Origin of the sequence: Pseudomonas sp. 02C 26 (genome assembly GCF_002843585.1) — a bacterium.
In the GTDB taxonomy this organism is placed as follows: domain Bacteria; phylum Pseudomonadota; class Gammaproteobacteria; order Pseudomonadales; family Pseudomonadaceae; genus Aquipseudomonas; species Aquipseudomonas shirazensis.
Map to the genome: position 1 here is coordinate 3,861,892 of NZ_CP025262.1, position 16,746 is coordinate 3,878,637.

The window sequence follows — 16,746 nt, forward strand, 5'->3', positions numbered from 1 at the left end:
GCCACCCTGCCCCACCGCCGAGGAGTGACTATGTCTGTAACCCACCCCGAACCGGATCTGGACTACCTGAAACGTGTCCTGCTGGAAATGCTCGCCATCCCCAGCCCGACCGGCTTTACCGATACCATCGTGCGCTATGTCGCCGAACGTCTGGATGAGCTGGGCATTCCTTTCGAGCTGACCCGCCGCGGGACTATCCGCGCCACCCTCAAAGGTCGGCAAAGTTCGCCTGACCGCGCTGTATCAGCCCACCTCGACACCATCGGCGCCAGCGTGCGTCAGTTGCAGGACAACGGCCGCCTGGCCCTGGCGCCGGTCGGCTGCTGGTCGAGCCGGTTTGCCGAGGGCAGCCGGGTCAGCGTCTTTACCGACACCGGTGTGTTCCGCGGCAGCGTGTTGCCGCTGATGGCCAGCGGGCATGCATTCAACACCGCCATCGACCAGATGCCGATCAGCTGGGACCACGTTGAAGTGCGCCTGGACGCCTACTGCGCGACCCGCGCCGACTGCGAGGCGTTGGGGATCTCGATTGGTGACTTCGTCGCCTTCGATCCCCTCCCCGAATTCACCGAGAGCGGCCATATCAGCGCCCGCCACCTCGACGACAAGGCCGGTGTGGCCGCGCTGCTGGCGGCGCTCAAGGCGGTGGTGGAAAGCGGCCAGCAGCCGCTGATCGACTGCCACCCGCTGTTCACCATCACCGAAGAGACTGGCTCTGGTGCAGCAGGTGCATTGCCGTGGGACGTCAGTGAATTTGTCGGCATCGACATTGCGCCGGTGGCACCTGGGCAGGCCTCCAGCGAGCATGCGGTGAGCGTGGCTATGCAGGATTCGTCGGGGCCGTACGACTACCACCTGTCGAGGCACCTGCTCAAGCTTGCCAACGACCAGCAACTGCCGGTACGCCGCGATCTGTTCCGCTACTACTTCAGCGATGCGCACTCGGCGGTTACGGCGGGCCATGACATCCGCACGGCGCTGGTGGCGTTTGGTTGCGATGCCACCCACGGGTATGAGCGGACCCATATCGACAGCCTGGCAACCCTCAGCCGGCTGCTCTCGGGTTACCTGCTCAGCCCACCGGTGTTTGCCAGCGATTCGAACCCGACCAATGCTTCGCTGGAGCGCTTCAGTCACCAGATAGAGCATGACGCGCAGATGGAGAGCGATACCCGTGTGCCGCCGGTCGACAGCCTTTTGGGTAACAAGCTGTGACGCCTGTGGTGCGTGAATCGCGTAGCATGGCGGGATTTTCGATCAATCTACGAAGTTGCCCATGCTGATCCCTTACGACCAACTCGAAGCTGAAACCCTGACCCGCCTGATCGAGGACTTCGTGACTCGCGAAGGCACCGATAACGGCGATGACACGCCGCTGGAAACCCGTGTGCTGCGGGTGCGCCAGGCGTTGGCCAAGGGTCAGGCGTTTATCCTGTTTGATCTGGAAAGCCAGCAGTGCCAGCTGCTGGCCAAGCATGATGTGCCCAAGGAGCTGTTCGAGTAATGCTGTGGGGGCTGCGAGCCGGTCCCCCTTTTTACTGCTCCCGCACTTCGCGGGCTTTGATTCGCTTGTAGATTTCACAGCGGTGTACGGGTAGGTCGCGTGGGGCGTCGATGCCCAGGCGGACGATGCCGTGGTCGATCGCTACTACCACGATCTGGATGTCATCGTTGATGGCGATGACCTGGCCAACTTCGCGAGTCAGTACCAGCATGCTTTGATCCTCCTCGTTCCAGGGAAGATTGGAGACTGCACCGGGTACATTCGCCTACACAACGTTGCTCCTGCTAAATAGATCGGTCCTACGCTTGAGGGTAAAAATCCCTACAAGTTTGGGGTGGTTAGGGGGTGGGTGTTTCAGGGTTATTGTGGGCTTATCCGGTTTATCGATGGGTGGGACTGGCCCCTTTCGCCCTTACTGCGAGTTACTTTTTGGCAAACGCCCCAAAAAGTAACCAAAAAGGCCTGGCTCCCACATACGGCCCCTGCGCTGCGGGGTTCCCTCACTCCGGCATTGCTCCCGTGAGGACCTGCGTTCGGCCTTCTGAGGTCGCGGGTAGATCAAGAGCACGCCTCGCTGCGCTGGCGCAGATCAAAAGCGACAGTCAAAAGCTGGGGCCGCTTTGCGGCCCTTCGCGGGTGAACCCGCTCCCACGGGGATCTGAGGGGTCTCAGGTCAGCATTGATCCCTTTGGTCCAGCGCTGCAGCAGCCTCGCCTCCACAATGACCACACACCCCCGGCCAACGCGACCCTGTGGGAGCGGGTTCACCCGCGAAGGACCGCAAAGCGGCCCCCGCTCTTGATCTGCGCCAGCGCAGCGAGGCGTGCTCTTGATCGTGCTCTTGATCTACCGGCGACTCAGGAGGCCGAGCGCAGGTCTTGCGAAGGGAGGTGACGGGCATGGATGCCCGTCAAGCGCTGCGGCCCAGGAGGGGCCGTACAGCGCGGTCCTCCCGGGAGCAAGACCGAAGCGAGGGAACCCCGCAGCGCAGCGAAGGGGCCGGATGTGGAGCCAAGCCCTTTTTTGGTTACTTTTTTGGGGCGTCTGCCAAAAAAGTGACTCGCCGTAAGGGCGAAAGGGGCCAGAACTGCATACAAATCAAATGGATAAGCCCACAACCGGATAAGCCCCATTCACCCCTGCTGCAACCGCGGCCCAAACACAATAATCGTGGCCCCAACCACACACAACAGCGCCCCAAGCCAATCGCTGCCCAACGGCCGAACCCGCTCAACCAGTGCCAGCCAAAGCAGCGAAGAAACAATATAGATCCCGCCATAAGCCGCATAAGCCCGTCCCGCATAGGCGGCCTCGACCCGCGTCAATATCAACCCAAAAACACTCAGGCTGACCAGTGCCGGCACCACCCACCAGGCACTCTTGCCCAACCGCAGCCACAGGTAAAACGCATAGCACCCGCCAATCTCGAACAACGCCGCAAGAAAGAACCAGAAGTAATTGACCACAGCCCACGCCCGTGCAGATTCAAAGCTGCCGAGCATACCTCACTCGCCCACTACTGCCGCGCCTTGGCCCGCATCTTCACCGCCATCCCCGCCATCTCGGCATACAACAATTCCGGCGTCTGGCACTTGAGTTTCCAGGCCGCACGCCCCGCCTCATGCGGCAGGATCAAAAACTCATCCGCAGCAATCCGCTCATGCATGTAGTCGGCAATTTCGGCAGCACTGATTGGCGAGCCTTCGAGCAACTTGCCCACCTGAGCTTTCATCGCTGGGTCCGGCCCGCGGAAAGAATCCAGCAGGTTGGTCTGGAAGAACGACGGGCACACCACATGCACCGCTACCTGCACCTGACGCAGCTCGACCAGCAGGCTTTCCGATAACGCCAACACCCCGGCCTTAGCCACGTTGTAGTTGCTCATGCCCGGGCCCTGCATCAATGCTGCCATCGAGGCAATGTTGACGATCCGCCCCTGGCTGCGCTCGAGCAATGGCAAAAACGCCTTGCAGCCTTTGACCACGCCCATCAGGTTGACCGCCAGTTGCCAGTCCCAGTCCTCCAGCGACAACTCGGCAAAAAAACCGCCCGAAGCAACCCCGGCATTGTTGACGATCATGTCGATGCCGGCAAAGCGTTCCTCGCAGGCCTGGGCCAGCGCCGTAAGCTGGCTGTAGTCGCGCACGTCACAACGTTGCACAAAACCTTCGCCACCAGCCGCCTGCACCAGCTCAAGAGTCTCGCGCAGACCGGCCTCGTTGACATCGGCCAGCGCCAGGCGCCAACCCTCGCGCGCCCAACGCAGGGCAATTTCACGGCCGAGGCCAGACCCGGCGCCGGTAATCATCATTCGCTTGTGCATGCTGCAGGCCTTGTTTGGTGGGCAATAGCGCGAGTCTAGCCAAGGCCGGCCAGGGCCTGGTGCGCTATCGAAATGCTGAATGAGCGAACATGCCGCCAAGGCAAATAATCAATTGAATTTTCTTGTAACAGCCGAGGTCGGAAATGTAAGCGGCCAGGATTGCCCGGCCCCTTCCCCCACGAAAACACGCAAGGATTCTGCCCATGACCACGATCCTCATCATCATCCTGATTCTGCTGCTGGTTGGCGGCTTGCCAGTCTTCCCTCACTCGCGCAGCTGGGGCTATGGCCCGTCCGGCATCATTGGTGCGGTCCTGGTGGTTCTGTTGGTGCTGTTGCTGCTTGGCATGATATGACCCGGCGCTGGCAGCTTGACCTGCCAGCCGCACAATAAAAAAACGCCCCGCAATGCGGGGCGTTTTTTATTGGGTCAAGCGGTTAGTGAGAAACCGCACCACTGGCGCCCAGGCCGGTTTGCGAACGGACGAACTGTGGGAAGAACAGCGCACGCTCGTTGACCGCTTCCTTGGACTTGTCGGTGACCGAGAAGAACCAGATACCAACGAAGGCAATCAGCATCGAGAACAGTGCTGGGTATTCGTACGGGTAGATGGCCTTTTCATGACCGAGGATCTGCACCCAGATGGTCGGGCCAAGGATCATCAGGCCAACGGCACTGATCAGGCCCAGCCAGCCGCCAATCATCGCGCCGCGGGTGGTCAGCTTCTTCCAGTACATCGAGAGCAGCAGTACCGGGAAGTTACAGCTGGCGGCAATGGAGAACGCCAGGCCAACCATGAAGGCAATGTTCTGCTTCTCGAACAGAATGCCCAGCCCGATCGCCAGCACGCCGAGGAAGATCGTGGTGATCTTCGACACCCGGATCTCATCCTTGTCGTTGGCCTTGCCTTTGCGCCAGACGCTGGCATACAGGTCATGCGACACCGCCGAGGCACCGGCCAGGGTCAGGCCGGCAACCACTGCCAGGATGGTGGCGAAAGCGACTGCCGAGATGAAGCCGAGGAAGATACTGCCACCCACAGCGTCAGCCAGGTGCACCGCAGCCATGTTGTTGCCACCCAGCAGTGCGCCGGCGGCGTCCTTGAAGTCCGGGTTGGTGCTGACCAACAGGATCGCGCCGAAGCCGATGATGAAGGTCAGGATGTAGAAGTAACCAATGAAGCCGGTGGCGTACAGCACGCTCTTGCGCGCTTCCTTGGCATCGCTGACGGTGAAGAAGCGCATCAGGATGTGCGGCAGGCCGGCGGTACCGAACATCAGTGCCAGGCCCAGCGAGAACGCCGAAATCGGGTCTTTGACCAGGCCACCCGGGCTCATGATCGCTTCACCCTTGGCGTGTACCTTGATCGCTTCGGAGAACAGCGTGTTGAAGTCGAAGTTGACGTGTTTCATCACCATCAGCGCCATGAAGCTGGCACCGGACAGCAGCAGCACTGCCTTGATGATCTGCACCCAGGTGGTCGCCAGCATGCCGCCGAACAGCACGTACATGCACATCAGGATGCCGACCAGAATCACCGCAACGTGGTAGTCCAGGCCGAACAGCAGCTCGATCAGCTTGCCGGCACCGACCATCTGCGCGATCAGGTAGAACGCTACCACCACCAGCGAACCGGAGGCCGACAGGGTGCGGATCTGTTTTTGCCCGAGGCGATAGGACGCCACGTCGGCAAAGGTGTACTTGCCCAGGTTACGCAGGCGCTCGGCGATCAGGAACAGAATGATCGGCCAGCCGACCAGGAAGCCGATCGAGTAGATCAGGCCGTCGTAACCGGAGGTGAACACCAGCGCGGAAATACCCAGAAAGGACGCCGCAGACATGTAGTCACCGGCAATCGCCAGGCCGTTCTGGAAACCGGTGATCTTGCCGCCGGCTGCGTAGTAGTCCGAGGCTGACTTGTTGCGCTTCGAAGCCCAGTAGGTAATCCCCAGGGTGAACAACACAAAGGCCAGGAACATCAGAATGGCAGCCATGTTCAGGGGCTGTTTCTGCACCTCGCCAGTGAGCGCGTCAGCCGCCCACACAGCGGGTGCGAAGACACCGCAGGCCAATATGGCCAAAGTTTTGGTAGGTCGCATCATTGCTTGGCCTCCGCCAGAATTGCCTTGTTCAGTTCGTCGAACTCGCCGTTGGCGCGACGCACATAGATGGCGGTCAGCACAAAGGCTGAAAGGATCAGGCCGACGCCCAGGGGGATGCCCCAGGTGATGGACGACTCTGGGCTGATCTTGGCGCCGAGCAGGTGCGGGCCATAGGCGATGAGCAAGATGAATCCGCAATAGAGGCCGAGCATGATTGCCGAAAGAATCCAGGCGAATCGCTCGCGTTTGCTGACCAGTTCCTTGAAGCGCGGACTGTTCTGTATCGAGAGGTAAATGCTGTCGTTCATTGTTTTTGTCCTAGCAGCACAGATTATGGATAACCCACCTGTAACTTTATGCTGCTGTTGGACGCCAACCAGACGACCTTAGTCTTAGATGCAAGAGTGTTTTGCGGTTTTGGTAACAAACCTCAGGCAGCGCAGCGCTTTTTCAGCTGACAACAGCGCGCCCAAGGTGACGACTCAACCTTGGGCGGCGATGCTGCTATGGCTCGTTCAACGCGTTACTTGGCAGTCCACTCCGCCACGCGCTCAGGGTGTTTGGCGACCCACTCCTTGGCCGCTTGTTCTGGCTTGGCGCCATCCTGAATGGCCAGCATGACTTCGCCGATCTCATCTTTGGACTGCCACTGGAACTTCTTCAGGAACGCTGCAACTTCCGGGGCCTTTTTCTCCAGGTCCTTGCTGCCGATGCTGTTGACGGTTTCAGCCGCGCCAAACACGCCTTTCGGGTCTTCGAGGAACTTCAGCTTCCACTTGGCGAACATCCAGTGCGGCACCCAACCGGTAACAGCAATCGACTCCTGCTTTTTCTCGGCGCGGCCCAGTTCGGCGGTCATGCCGGCGCCGGAGCTGGCCTGCAGCTTGTAACCGGTCAGGTCGTAATCCTTGATCGCCTGATCGGTCTTGATCATCACGCCCGAGCCTGCGTCGATGCCGACGATCTTCTGTTTGAAGCTGGTGTCGGTCTTGAGGTCTTCGATGCTATTGGCTTTGACGTACTCAGGCACGATCAAGCCAATCTTGGCGTCTTTGAAGTTAGGCCCGAAGTCGACCACCTTGTCTTTGTTCTTGGCCCAGTATTCACCATGGGTCACCGGCAGCCAGGCCGAGAGGATCGCATCGAGTTTGCCGGTGGCAACCCCTTGCCACATGATCCCGGCCGCCACTGCCTGCAGCTTGACGTCATAGCCGAGCTTTTCCTTGATAACCTCGGCGGCGACGTTGGTGGTCGCAACACTGTCGGCCCAGCCATCGACATAACCGATGCTTACTTCTTTAGCCATGGCCTGCCCAGCGCTCATGGCCAACAACAGGGCGGACCCCACCCCCAGCATACGTCGCATGTTCATCAATGCATCCCCTCGTCAGGTCTCGGAGATAGCATCATCAACCTGCAACAAAGCGCGACCTGCTCCAGCCGCGACCTCTACCTTAACCAGATGCGACAGCACTTGGCCATTAGCGCCATCGGCCGACATTGGCCTGCGCGATCCTTGCATGCCAATGCGTTGGCGCCGGCGATTTGCGGCTATCATCTAGCGCTTTGCGCCTGACGATGGACCGCCCGATGCCCCGCTCCGCCCGCAATCTGCTGCCACTCTTTCTCTTCGCCTGCCTGCTCGCCCTCGCCGGGCTGGGCGCGCTCTGGTACGGGCTGGGCAAGCCGGTGCTGCTGCCCGACGCCGCCAGCCCGACGCATAAACTGCAGTGCGCCTCGTACACCCCGTTCGACAAGGACCAATCGCCGTTCGACCAGCCGTTTCGCCTGCGCCCGGCGCGAATGGACGCCGACCTGGCCCTGCTGGCCGAACGTTTTCAGTGCATCCGCACCTATTCGATGACCGGTCTTGAGGCGATCCCGGCGCTGGCGCGCAAGCATGGCCTGAAAGTCATGCTCGGCGCCTGGGTGAATGCCAATCCGGTCGACAGTGACAAGGAAGTCGCATTGCTTATTGCCGCCGCCAATGCCAACCCTGATGTGGTCAGTGCAGTGATCGTCGGCAACGAGACCCTGCTGCGCAAGGAAGTCACCGGCGAGCGCCTGGCCGAGCTGATCAAGCGGGTCAAGGCCCAGGTCACGGTGCCAGTGACCTACGCCGATGTCTGGGAATTCTGGCTGCAGCATCCACAGATCGCGCCGGCAGTAGACTTCCTGACCATTCACCTGCTGCCGTACTGGGAAGATGACCCACGTAGCATCGACCTGGCATTGGCCCATGTCGCCGAGGTGCGCCAGGTATTCGGCGCCCGTTTTGCGCCCAAGCAGATCATGATCGGCGAGACCGGCTGGCCCAGCGAAGGCCGCCAGCGTGAAACCGCGCTGCCCAGCCGGGTCAACGAGGCACGCTTCATTCGCGGTTTTGTAGCGATGGCAGAGCAGAACGACTGGAGCTATAACCTGATCGAAGCCTTCGACCAGCCCTGGAAGCGTGCCAGCGAAGGTGCGGTGGGCGGTTACTGGGGGTTGTACGACGCCGACCGGCAGGATAAAGGCATTCTCGAAGGGCCGGTCAGCAACCTGGCTCTGTGGCCACAGTGGTTGGCGGCGAGTGCGCTGTTGCTGCTGGCGGCACTGCTGTTTGCCGGGCGCCCGGTCAATGCCAGGGCCGCACTGCTGCTGCCGTTGCTTGCAGCGATTGGTGCTGCCAGCCTTGGCTTATGGGGCGAATTGATGCGGACCAACGCACGCTTTGCCGGCGAATGGCTGTGGGCAGTGTTGCTGGCAGGCCTGAACCTGCTGGTGCTGGCCCACGCCCTGCTGGCCTTGGCGCAGCGCCAGGGTTGGCGTGAGCGGCTGTTTGCCTGGTTTGAAGCGCGCGCCGGCTGGCTGCTGCTGGCGGCGGGTTTCGCCGCTGCAGTGAGCATGCTGGCGATGGTCTTCGAGCCGCGCTATCGCAGCTTCCCGACTGCCTCGTTGCTGTTGCCGGCGCTGGTGTACTTGCTGCGACCAGTCGTGGCGCGTCGGGCCGAGGTGGCCTTGCTGGCATTCATCATCGGCGCCGGGGTGCTGCCACAGCTGTACCGTGAAGGGCTGGCCAACCAGCAAGCCTGGGCCTGGGCAGTGGTCAGCGTACTGATGGTCGGCGCGTTGTGGCGCAGTTTGCGTAAGCGCTGAGCTTCATGCCAGCCTGGCGACTTGTGCCTGACGCACCAGGCGCAAGCCGGCCAGGACCACCGCGAACACGGCGATACTGGCGGTATACAGCACCAGCGCGCTGAGCCCGAACAGCAAGCCGACTGCGGCCAGATACCAGCCGGCGCGGCCCTTGAGCAGTTGCGCGAGCACGCTCAGGGCCACAGCCAGCCAGGCAATCAGCTGAAAATGGATCGCCAGGCCCAGCAGCGAGCGCACCTGGCATTGCCAATACTGCGCAGGCACGCCGCACAGGCCAACCCACTGGCCGTCCTCCATCAGCCCGTAGCGCACGCCATAGCTGGCCGCCAGCCACAACGGCAGGCAAAGCAGCAGGACAATGGCGGGCAATGAACGAGGCATGAAGATCTCCGGGCAAATGTAAACAAACGCCAGCATAATCACTGGCGACATCTGTGCAAGGCAAGATTTCCCGGCAGCCGCTATGTTGCACAGAGCGATTGTTACCGCACTATTCACTGGCGCGGTAAAAACTGGCATAACAAATGGCCATACACCCGGCAACTTTGCCTGCTGGGCCGTGGTCAGAGCCTGCGTACCGTCATGCCTTGCCGAATATTCTGGGGGATTCAATGCTTCGATCACTGCGCCTCGCTGCCCTTCTGGGTGGCTTGCTTATGGCTGCGGCCGCCTCGGCGCGGGATATCGACGCCGCCAGCTATGGCTTTCCCTTGACCAACCCGTTCGAGGCGACGATTGCCACCACCCCGCCTGAACTGCGGCCGACGCTGCCCAGTGATGATGACATCACCCAGGCCGACTACAGCCTCACCCTGCGTCCGGAGCGTGAGTTCACCCTGCCGGACAACTTCTGGCCGGTAAAAAAGCTCAAGTACCGCATTGCCCGTCAGGACCACGAAGCGCCGCTGATCTTCATCATTGCCGGCACCGGCGCGCCCTACAGCAGCTCGACCAACGAATACCTGAAAAAGCTCTACTACCAGGCTGGCTTCCATGTCGTGCAGCTGTCGTCGCCGACCAGCTGGGACTTCATGAGCGCCGCCTCGCGCTTTGCCACCCCAGGCGTGACCAAAGAAGATGCCGAGGACCTGTACCGGGTCATGCAGGCGGTGCGCGCGCAGCACCCGCGCCTGCCGGTCAAGGACTTTTACCTCACTGGCTACAGCCTCGGCGCCCTCGATGCGGCGTTTGTCAGCCATCTGGACGAAACCCGGCGCAGCTTCAACTTCAAGCGCGTGCTGCTGCTCAACCCGCCGGTCAACCTCTACACCTCGGTGAGCAACCTCGACAAGCTGGTGCAGACCCAGGTCAAGGGCATCGACCGCAGCACCACGTTCTACGAACTGATGCTGGAAAAGCTAACCCGCTACTTCCAGGACAAGGGCTACATCGACCTCAACGACGCGCTGCTGTATGACTTCCAGCGCTCGCGCGAGCACCTGTCCAACGAGCAGATGGCGATGCTGATCGGCACTTCGTTCCGCTTCTCGGCGGCCGACATTGCCTTTACCTCCGACCTGATCAACCGCCGCGGCCTGATTACCCCGCCAAAGCAGCCGATCACCGAAGGCACAAGCTTGACCCCGGCGTTCAAGCGCGCCCTGCAGTGCGACTTCGAGTGCTACCTGACCGAGCAGGTGATCCCGATGTGGCGCGTGCGCACCGACGGTGGCAGCGTGCTGCAGCTGGTCGATCAAGCCAGCCTGTACGCCCTTGAAGGCTACCTGAGCAAAAGCCCGAAGATTGCCGTCATGCACAATGCCGACGACCTGATCCTCGGCCCTGGCGATATCGGTTTTCTGCGTAAAGTATTTGGCGATCGGCTGACCTTGTACCCGCACGGCGGCCATTGCGGCAACCTTAATTACCGCGTCAACAGCGACGCCATGCTGGAGTTCTTCCGTGGTTAAACGACTGCTGCTCGTCACCGCTTTGCTCGCCGCCGGGTATGCCCAGGCCGAGGAGATCGCGCCGCGTACCAGCGTGATCGATGCCAACGTGGCCGATGCGCCGGTCGAGCAAAGCGATGGCTTTCTCGACCCGTTGCGCTCGCTCAAATTCAACCCTGGGCTGGACCAGCGTGAGTTCGAACGCTCGACCCTGACCGCGCTGAATGTCTACGATCCGCTGGAGTCGGTGAACCGGCGCATCTACCACTTCAACTATCGCTTCGATCAGTGGGTGCTGCTGCCTGCCGTCGACGGTTATACCGCGATCACCCCACGCTTCGTGCGTACCGGGGTGAGCAACTTCTTCAGCAACCTTGGCGATGTGCCCAACCTGTTCAACAGCGTGTTGCAGCTCAAGGCCGAGCGGTCGGCGAAGATCACTGCAAGGCTGATGTTCAATACCATCATCGGTGTCGGCGGCCTGTGGGACCCAGCGACCAAGATGGGCCTGCCGCGCCAGAGTGAAGACTTCGGCCAGACCCTGGGCTTCTATGGTGTACCCGACGGGCCGTACATCATGCTGCCGATCCTCGGCCCATCGAACCTGCGCGACACTACCGGGGTGGTGGTGGACTACGCCGGCGAACAGTCGATCAACTACCTGGACATGGCCAATTTCACCAGCGATCACCCGGAGATTCTGTTCCTACGGGCTGTGGACAAGCGCTACACCACTGCCTTCCGTTATGGCCAGCTGAATTCGCCGTTCGAATACGAGAAGGTGCGCTACGTCTACACCCAGGCGCGCAAACTGCAGATCGCCGAGTAATCAGCATATTTGGGGCCGCTTTGCGGCCCCAAAACTCACAAGCCGAGAAAACGACTCAGCGCCCCACGCTTGGCCAGGGCATCGCGCCGGCCAAGCTCGATCAGCTCGCTGCAATAACTCGCCTCGAACAGCAAATAGCTCAACACCCCTGCCCCACTGGTACGAGTCGCCCCCGGCCCACGCAGGAACATGCGCAAGGCCGCCGGCAGCTGGCGTCGATGGCGAGCGGCGATTTCATCCAGCGGCTGGCTCGGCGCAACCACCAGTACCTCGATCGGTGCCAGGCCCAGCGCCCGCGCATTCAAATGCGCCGGCAGCAGGTGGCTGAGGTGATTGAGCCGTTGCAGTAGCTCGATGTCGTCTTCCAGGCTGTCGATGAAGGTGCTGTTGAGCATGTGCCCGCCGATCTGCGCCAGGCTCGGCTGGCGACCGCTGAACAGACGCTGGCTGGGCAACGGCGGCGCCGGCCGTTGCGGGTTGCCGCTGACGCCGACCACCAGCACCCGGCTCGCGCCCAGGTGCAAGGCAGGGCTGATCGGCGCCGACTGGCGCACCGCACCATCGCCAAAGTATTCGTCGCCAAGCTTGACCGGGGCAAACAGCAAGGGGATCGCCGAGCTGGCCAGCAAGTGCTCGATGCTGAGCGCGGTTGGCACGCCAATCCGGCGGTGGCGCAGCCATGGCTGAATGGTCTCGCCGCCTTGATAGAAGGTCACTGCCTGGCCCGAGTCGTAGCCAAAGGCGGTGACGGCCACGGCGCGCAATTGCTCGCTGGCCAGCGCCTCGCCAATGCCGTCAAGATGCAGGTGCGCTTGCAACAGGCCACGCAGCGGGCTGCTGTCGAGCAACGCCACCGGGACATCGCCGCCAACACCCAGCAAGCTGTGGCTGACGAAGCGACTGGCCTGGCGAATCACCCCGGGCCAGTCGCTGCGCAGCACCAGATGGCTGCTGAAGTTCTGCCAGAAGGCGGTGAGGCGCTGCACCGATTCGGCAAAACGAGTTGCACCGCTGGCCAGCGTCACCGCATTGATGGCCCCGGCCGAGGTGCCGACGATCACCGGGAACGGGTTGGCCGCGCCAGGCGGCAGCAACTCGGCAATACCTGCCAGCACCCCCACCTGATAAGCCGCGCGGGCACCGCCGCCAGAGAGAATCAGGCCCGTGGTTGCAGTCATGTGATCCTCCCTGGATGCGCTGGCGTCAGCGCTGCTTCTTGTCGTACAGCCGTGGCGCGCCTTCAGGGCGGGACTTGAAGCGGCGATGCGCCCACAGGTACTGCTCCGGGCATTCACGCAGCACGCTCTCGACCCACTGGTTGATGCGCAGGCAGTCGGCCTCCTCGGTCTCGCCCGGGAAGTCCTGCAGCGGTGGATGCACAACCAAACGGTAACCGCTGCCATCCTCAAGCCGGCGCTGAGTGAACGGAATCACCCGCGCCTTGCCCAGACGGGCAAACTTGGTGGTGGCGGTAACCGTTGCCGCCGGGATACCGAACAGCGGCACGAACACACTCTGCTTGGCGCCGTAGTCCTGATCCGGTGCGTACCAGATCGCGCGGCCGCTGCGCAGCAGCTTGAGCATGCCGCGCACGTCCTCGCGCTCGATCGCCAGCGAATCGAGGTTGTGCCGCTCGCGGCCACTGCGCTGGATGAAGTCGAACAGCGGATTGCCATGCTCGCGGTACATGCCGTCGATGGTGTGCACCTGGCCGAGCAGTGCGGCGCCGATTTCCAGGGTGGTGAAGTGCACCGCCATCAGAATCGCGCCCTGGCCATCGCGCTGGGCGGCCTGCAGGTGCTCGATGCCTTCGATATGCGCAAGCTGCGCCAGCCGGGCCTTTGGCCACCACCAGCTCATGGCCATTTCGAAGAAGGCGATGCCGGTGGAGGCGAAGTTTTCTTTGAGCAACCGCAGCCGTTGGTCGGCGGAAAGCTCAGGGAAGCACAGCTCGAGGTTGCGCGCAGCGATGCGCCGACGCTCGCCGGCAAAGCGATACATCACCGCGCCCAGCGCACGGCCCAGCGCCAGCAGTGCCCGATACGGTAGTTGCACAGTCAGCCACAGCAGCCCCAGGCCCAACCACAGCCCCCAGAATCGCGGGTGGAGAAAATAACGACGAAAACGCGGGCGTTCCATTCAAGCTTCCGGAAAGACAAAGGCCGCGCATTCTACAACGGATCGCCGCCGGTTGCGGGCAACCCGCGTTCTCGTTATAAGTCAGGGCACTTTTTCCGTTACAAGCCGTCTATGCAGACCATGAGCCCAAACCACACCCCCGAACACGCACCGGCGTTCCAGCTCAAGGGCAGCATGCTTGCCATTACCGTTCTGGAACTGGCGCGCAACGACCTTGAATCGCTGGACCGCCAGCTGGCGGCAAAAGTCGCCCTGGCACCGAATTTCTTCAGCAATACACCACTGGTGCTGGCGCTGGACAAACTGCCGGCCGGCGAAGGCGCCATCGATTTGCCCGGGCTGATGCGCATCTGCCGCCACCATGGCCTGCGCACTCTGGCGATCCGCGCCAACCGTATCGAAGACATCGCTGCGGCGATTGCCATCGACCTGCCTGTGCTGCCGCCGTCCGGTGCCCGCGAGCGGCCATTGGAGCCTGAGCCGGAAGTCAAGAAGCCCGAGCCAGAACCGGCGCGCGTGGTACCCGCCGAGCCGGAAGTGCGGCCGACCCGGATCATCACCACGCCGGTGCGCGGTGGCCAGCAGATCTACGCCCAGGGCGGTGACCTGGTGGTGACCACATCGGTCAGCCCGGGTGCGGAACTTCTTGCCGATGGCAACATCCATGTCTACGGCGCAATGCGTGGTCGGGCCCTGGCGGGGATCAAGGGCAACACCAAGGCGCGCATCTTCTGCCAGCAGATGACCGCAGAGCTGGTCTCGATTGCCGGTCAGTACCGGGTCTGCGAAGACCTGCGCCGCGACCCACTGTGGGGTTCGGGGGTACAGGTCAGCCTGTCTGGCGATGTGTTGAACATCACCCGGCTTTAACGGATACTTGCGGCATTTTTAGAGCAACTTTTTCATCGTTGCCGTTTTGTGCTTTTTCAGGGACTGCTGTCCCGACTATTTTATTTAGGGGTGAAACACCTTGGCCAAGATTCTCGTGGTTACTTCCGGCAAAGGGGGTGTGGGCAAGACCACCACCAGCGCCGCCATCGGTACCGGCCTGGCCCTGCGCGGGCACAAGACTGTCATCGTCGACTTCGACGTCGGCCTGCGTAACCTCGACCTGATCATGGGCTGCGAGCGTCGCGTGGTGTATGACTTCGTCAACGTGGTCAATGGCGAAGCCAACCTGCAGCAAGCACTGATCAAGGACAAGCGCCTTGAGAACCTGTTCGTGCTGGCTGCCAGCCAGACCCGCGACAAGGACGCGCTGACTCAGGAAGGCGTCGAGAAGGTCCTGATGGACTTGAAGAAAGACTTCGAATATGTGGTCTGCGACTCCCCTGCCGGTATTGAAAAGGGCGCCCACCTGGCCATGTACTTCGCTGACGAAGCGATCATTGTGACCAACCCGGAAGTGTCTTCGGTACGTGACTCGGATCGTATGCTCGGTCTGCTGGCGAGCAAGTCGCGCCGCGCCGAGCGTAATGAAGACCCGATCAAGGAACACTTGCTGATCACCCGCTACCACCCAGAGCGCGTAAGCAAAGGCGAAATGCTCGGGGTCGACGACGTCAAGGACATCCTTTCGGTAGATCTGATCGGCGTGATTCCGGAGTCCGAAGCCGTACTCAAAGCCTCGAACCAGGGCGTGCCGGTCATCCTCGACGATCAGAGCGATGCGGGCCAGGCCTACAGCGACACCATCGACCGCCTGCTCGGGAAAAACCTTCCGTTGCGGTTCATCGAAATGCCGAAGCAAGGATTCTTCGCGCGCCTGTTTGGAGGCAAGTAAACCATGAACCTTTTTGACTTCTTTCGTGGCAGACAGAAACAGAGCAGTGCGTCGGTAGCGAAAGAGCGTCTACAGATCATCGTGGCGCACGAGCGCGGTCAGCGCACCACGCCGGACTACCTGCCGGCGCTGCAGAAAGAGCTGGTCGAGGTGATCCGCAAGTACGTCAATATCGGCAACGATGACGTGGTGGTTGCCCTGGAGAACCAAGGCAGCTGCTCGATCCTCGAGCTGAACATCACCCTGCCCGAGCGTTAATCAACGCTGCAGGCACACCTGCAGGAGCGGCCCTGAACCGCGAAGCAGCCACTGACGCAACCAGAACATCTGGTGCCGCCCGTGGCTGTTTTGCGGTTCAGGGCCGCTTTTGTCAGTTTTTCCAGAGAAGACGCAACAATGCCCCTGTCGAACGTGCACATCCTTCATCAGGACGACGCTGTCCTGGTCATCAACAAGCCGACCCTGCTGCTTTCGGTGCCGGGCCGCGCCGACGACAACAAGGACTGCCTGATCACCCGCCTGCAGGAAAACGGCTACCCGGAAGCGCTGATCGTGCATCGCCTCGATTGGGAAACCTCGGGGATCATCCTGCTCGCTCGGGATGCCGACAGTCATCGAGAACTGTCGCGCCAGTTTCATGATCGCGAAACCGAAAAGGCCTACACCGCACTGTGCTGGGGCCAGCCGGCGTTGGACAGCGGCAGCATCGACCTGCCACTGCGCTATGACCCGCCGACCAAACCGCGGCATGTGGTCGACCACGAGCAAGGCAAGCATGCACTGACCTTCTGGCGCATCGTCGAGCGCTGTGGCGACTATTGCCGGGTCGAGCTGACGCCGATCACCGGCCGCTCGCATCAACTGCGCGTGCACATGCTGTCGATCGGCCATCCGCTGCTCGGCGACCGGCTGTACGCCAACCCGGAGGCGCTGGCCGCCCATGAGCGGCTATGCCTGCACGCGAGCATGCTCAGCTTTACCCATCCGGTCAGCGGTGAGCGCTTGAAGTTCGAGTGCCCGGCTCCGTTCTGAAGTCGC

The 16,746-nt window shown here is 61.6% G+C and carries 19 protein-coding genes; 10 read left to right on the forward strand and 9 right to left on the reverse strand.

Going from position 1 to position 16,746, the window contains the following annotated elements; all coding sequences use genetic code 11:
* Positions 1-30 precede the first annotated feature (30 nt).
* Complete coding sequence (locus tag CXQ80_RS17590) at positions 31-1,215, forward strand: osmoprotectant NAGGN system M42 family peptidase (protein WP_101321673.1); 1,185 nt, start codon at positions 31-33, stop codon at positions 1,213-1,215.
* A 61-nt stretch (positions 1,216-1,276) separates the two neighbouring features.
* Entirely contained in the window at positions 1,277-1,504 is a 228-nt protein-coding gene (locus tag CXQ80_RS17595) for a YheU family protein (RefSeq protein WP_101321674.1), read from the forward strand.
* Positions 1,505-1,535: 31 nt separating this feature from the next.
* On the opposite strand, the gene csrA is transcribed toward CXQ80_RS17595, so the two are convergent.
* The 3 genes from csrA to CXQ80_RS17610 form a co-directional block, all read right to left on the reverse strand.
* Entirely contained in the window at positions 1,536-1,715 is a 180-nt protein-coding gene (gene csrA / locus CXQ80_RS17600; protein ID WP_101321675.1) for a carbon storage regulator CsrA, read from the reverse strand.
* Positions 1,716-2,637: 922 nt separating this feature from the next.
* Positions 2,638-2,970, reverse strand: coding sequence for a YnfA family protein (locus CXQ80_RS17605; RefSeq protein ID WP_101323088.1), 333 nt, complete (start codon positions 2,968-2,970; stop codon positions 2,638-2,640).
* Positions 2,971-3,020: 50 nt separating this feature from the next.
* Positions 3,021-3,827, reverse strand: coding sequence for an SDR family oxidoreductase (locus CXQ80_RS17610; RefSeq protein ID WP_101321676.1), 807 nt, complete (start codon positions 3,825-3,827; stop codon positions 3,021-3,023).
* A gap of 197 nt (positions 3,828-4,024) precedes the next feature.
* On the opposite strand from CXQ80_RS17610, the gene CXQ80_RS17615 reads away from it, so the two are divergent.
* Positions 4,025-4,183 (forward strand): DUF3309 family protein, encoded by a 159-nt coding sequence (locus tag CXQ80_RS17615; protein ID WP_178080836.1) that lies wholly within the window; start codon positions 4,025-4,027, stop codon positions 4,181-4,183.
* An 82-nt stretch (positions 4,184-4,265) separates the two neighbouring features.
* On the opposite strand, the gene CXQ80_RS17620 is transcribed toward CXQ80_RS17615, so the two are convergent.
* The 3 genes from CXQ80_RS17620 to CXQ80_RS17630 all read right to left on the reverse strand — a co-directional run bounded on the left by CXQ80_RS17620 (position 4,266) and on the right by CXQ80_RS17630 (position 7,302).
* Complete coding sequence (locus tag CXQ80_RS17620) at positions 4,266-5,930, reverse strand: cation acetate symporter (protein ID WP_101321678.1); 1,665 nt, start codon at positions 5,928-5,930, stop codon at positions 4,266-4,268.
* Positions 5,927-6,238 carry a DUF485 domain-containing protein gene (locus CXQ80_RS17625; RefSeq protein WP_101321679.1) on the reverse strand — a complete coding sequence of 104 codons (312 nt, stop codon included), beginning with the start codon at positions 6,236-6,238 and terminating at the stop codon, positions 5,927-5,929. Before CXQ80_RS17625 ends, CXQ80_RS17620 begins: the two co-directional genes overlap by 4 nt.
* A gap of 215 nt (positions 6,239-6,453) precedes the next feature.
* Complete coding sequence (locus CXQ80_RS17630) at positions 6,454-7,302, reverse strand: glycine betaine ABC transporter substrate-binding protein (protein WP_101321680.1); 849 nt, start codon at positions 7,300-7,302, stop codon at positions 6,454-6,456.
* Positions 7,303-7,508: 206 nt separating this feature from the next.
* Here CXQ80_RS17630 and CXQ80_RS17635 point away from each other — a divergent pair, with 206 nt between their 5' ends.
* Positions 7,509-9,068, forward strand: coding sequence for a beta (1-6) glucans synthase (locus tag CXQ80_RS17635; RefSeq protein WP_101321681.1), 1,560 nt, complete (start codon positions 7,509-7,511; stop codon positions 9,066-9,068).
* Positions 9,069-9,071: 3 nt separating this feature from the next.
* On the opposite strand, the gene CXQ80_RS17640 is transcribed toward CXQ80_RS17635, so the two are convergent.
* Positions 9,072-9,449: a hypothetical protein gene (locus CXQ80_RS17640; RefSeq protein ID WP_101323089.1), complete on the reverse strand. Its 378-nt coding sequence runs from the start codon at positions 9,447-9,449 to the stop codon at positions 9,072-9,074.
* Positions 9,450-9,679: 230 nt separating this feature from the next.
* Between CXQ80_RS17640 and CXQ80_RS17645 the strand changes: the two genes are divergently transcribed.
* Complete coding sequence (locus CXQ80_RS17645; RefSeq protein ID WP_101321682.1) at positions 9,680-10,978, forward strand: serine/threonine protein kinase; 1,299 nt, start codon at positions 9,680-9,682, stop codon at positions 10,976-10,978.
* A complete protein-coding gene (locus tag CXQ80_RS17650; RefSeq protein ID WP_101321683.1) occupies positions 10,971-11,786 on the forward strand; it encodes a VacJ family lipoprotein in 816 nt (271 codons plus the stop codon). The genes CXQ80_RS17645 and CXQ80_RS17650 overlap by 8 nt, the downstream gene beginning before the upstream one ends.
* A gap of 35 nt (positions 11,787-11,821) precedes the next feature.
* On the opposite strand, the gene CXQ80_RS17655 is transcribed toward CXQ80_RS17650, so the two are convergent.
* A complete protein-coding gene (locus CXQ80_RS17655; protein ID WP_101321684.1) occupies positions 11,822-12,964 on the reverse strand; it encodes a patatin-like phospholipase family protein in 1,143 nt (380 codons plus the stop codon).
* A gap of 25 nt (positions 12,965-12,989) precedes the next feature.
* Positions 12,990-13,925 carry a lipid A biosynthesis lauroyl acyltransferase gene (locus CXQ80_RS17660; RefSeq protein ID WP_101321685.1) on the reverse strand — a complete coding sequence of 312 codons (936 nt, stop codon included), beginning with the start codon at positions 13,923-13,925 and terminating at the stop codon, positions 12,990-12,992.
* 111 nt (positions 13,926-14,036) lie between these two features.
* Between CXQ80_RS17660 and minC the strand changes: the two genes are divergently transcribed.
* The 4 genes from minC to CXQ80_RS17680 all read left to right on the forward strand — a co-directional run bounded on the left by minC (position 14,037) and on the right by CXQ80_RS17680 (position 16,740).
* On the forward strand, positions 14,037-14,795 hold the full coding sequence (minC, locus tag CXQ80_RS17665; protein WP_101321686.1) for a septum site-determining protein MinC: 759 nt from the start codon (positions 14,037-14,039) through the stop codon (positions 14,793-14,795).
* Between the two features lie 100 nt (positions 14,796-14,895).
* Positions 14,896-15,708: a septum site-determining protein MinD gene (gene minD / locus CXQ80_RS17670; protein ID WP_101321687.1), complete on the forward strand. Its 813-nt coding sequence runs from the start codon at positions 14,896-14,898 to the stop codon at positions 15,706-15,708.
* Between the two features lie 3 nt (positions 15,709-15,711).
* A complete protein-coding gene (minE, locus tag CXQ80_RS17675; RefSeq protein WP_101321688.1) occupies positions 15,712-15,966 on the forward strand; it encodes a cell division topological specificity factor MinE in 255 nt (84 codons plus the stop codon).
* Positions 15,967-16,104: 138 nt separating this feature from the next.
* Entirely contained in the window at positions 16,105-16,740 is a 636-nt protein-coding gene (locus CXQ80_RS17680; RefSeq protein ID WP_101321689.1) for an RluA family pseudouridine synthase, read from the forward strand.
* Positions 16,741-16,746: the final 6 nt, after the last annotated feature.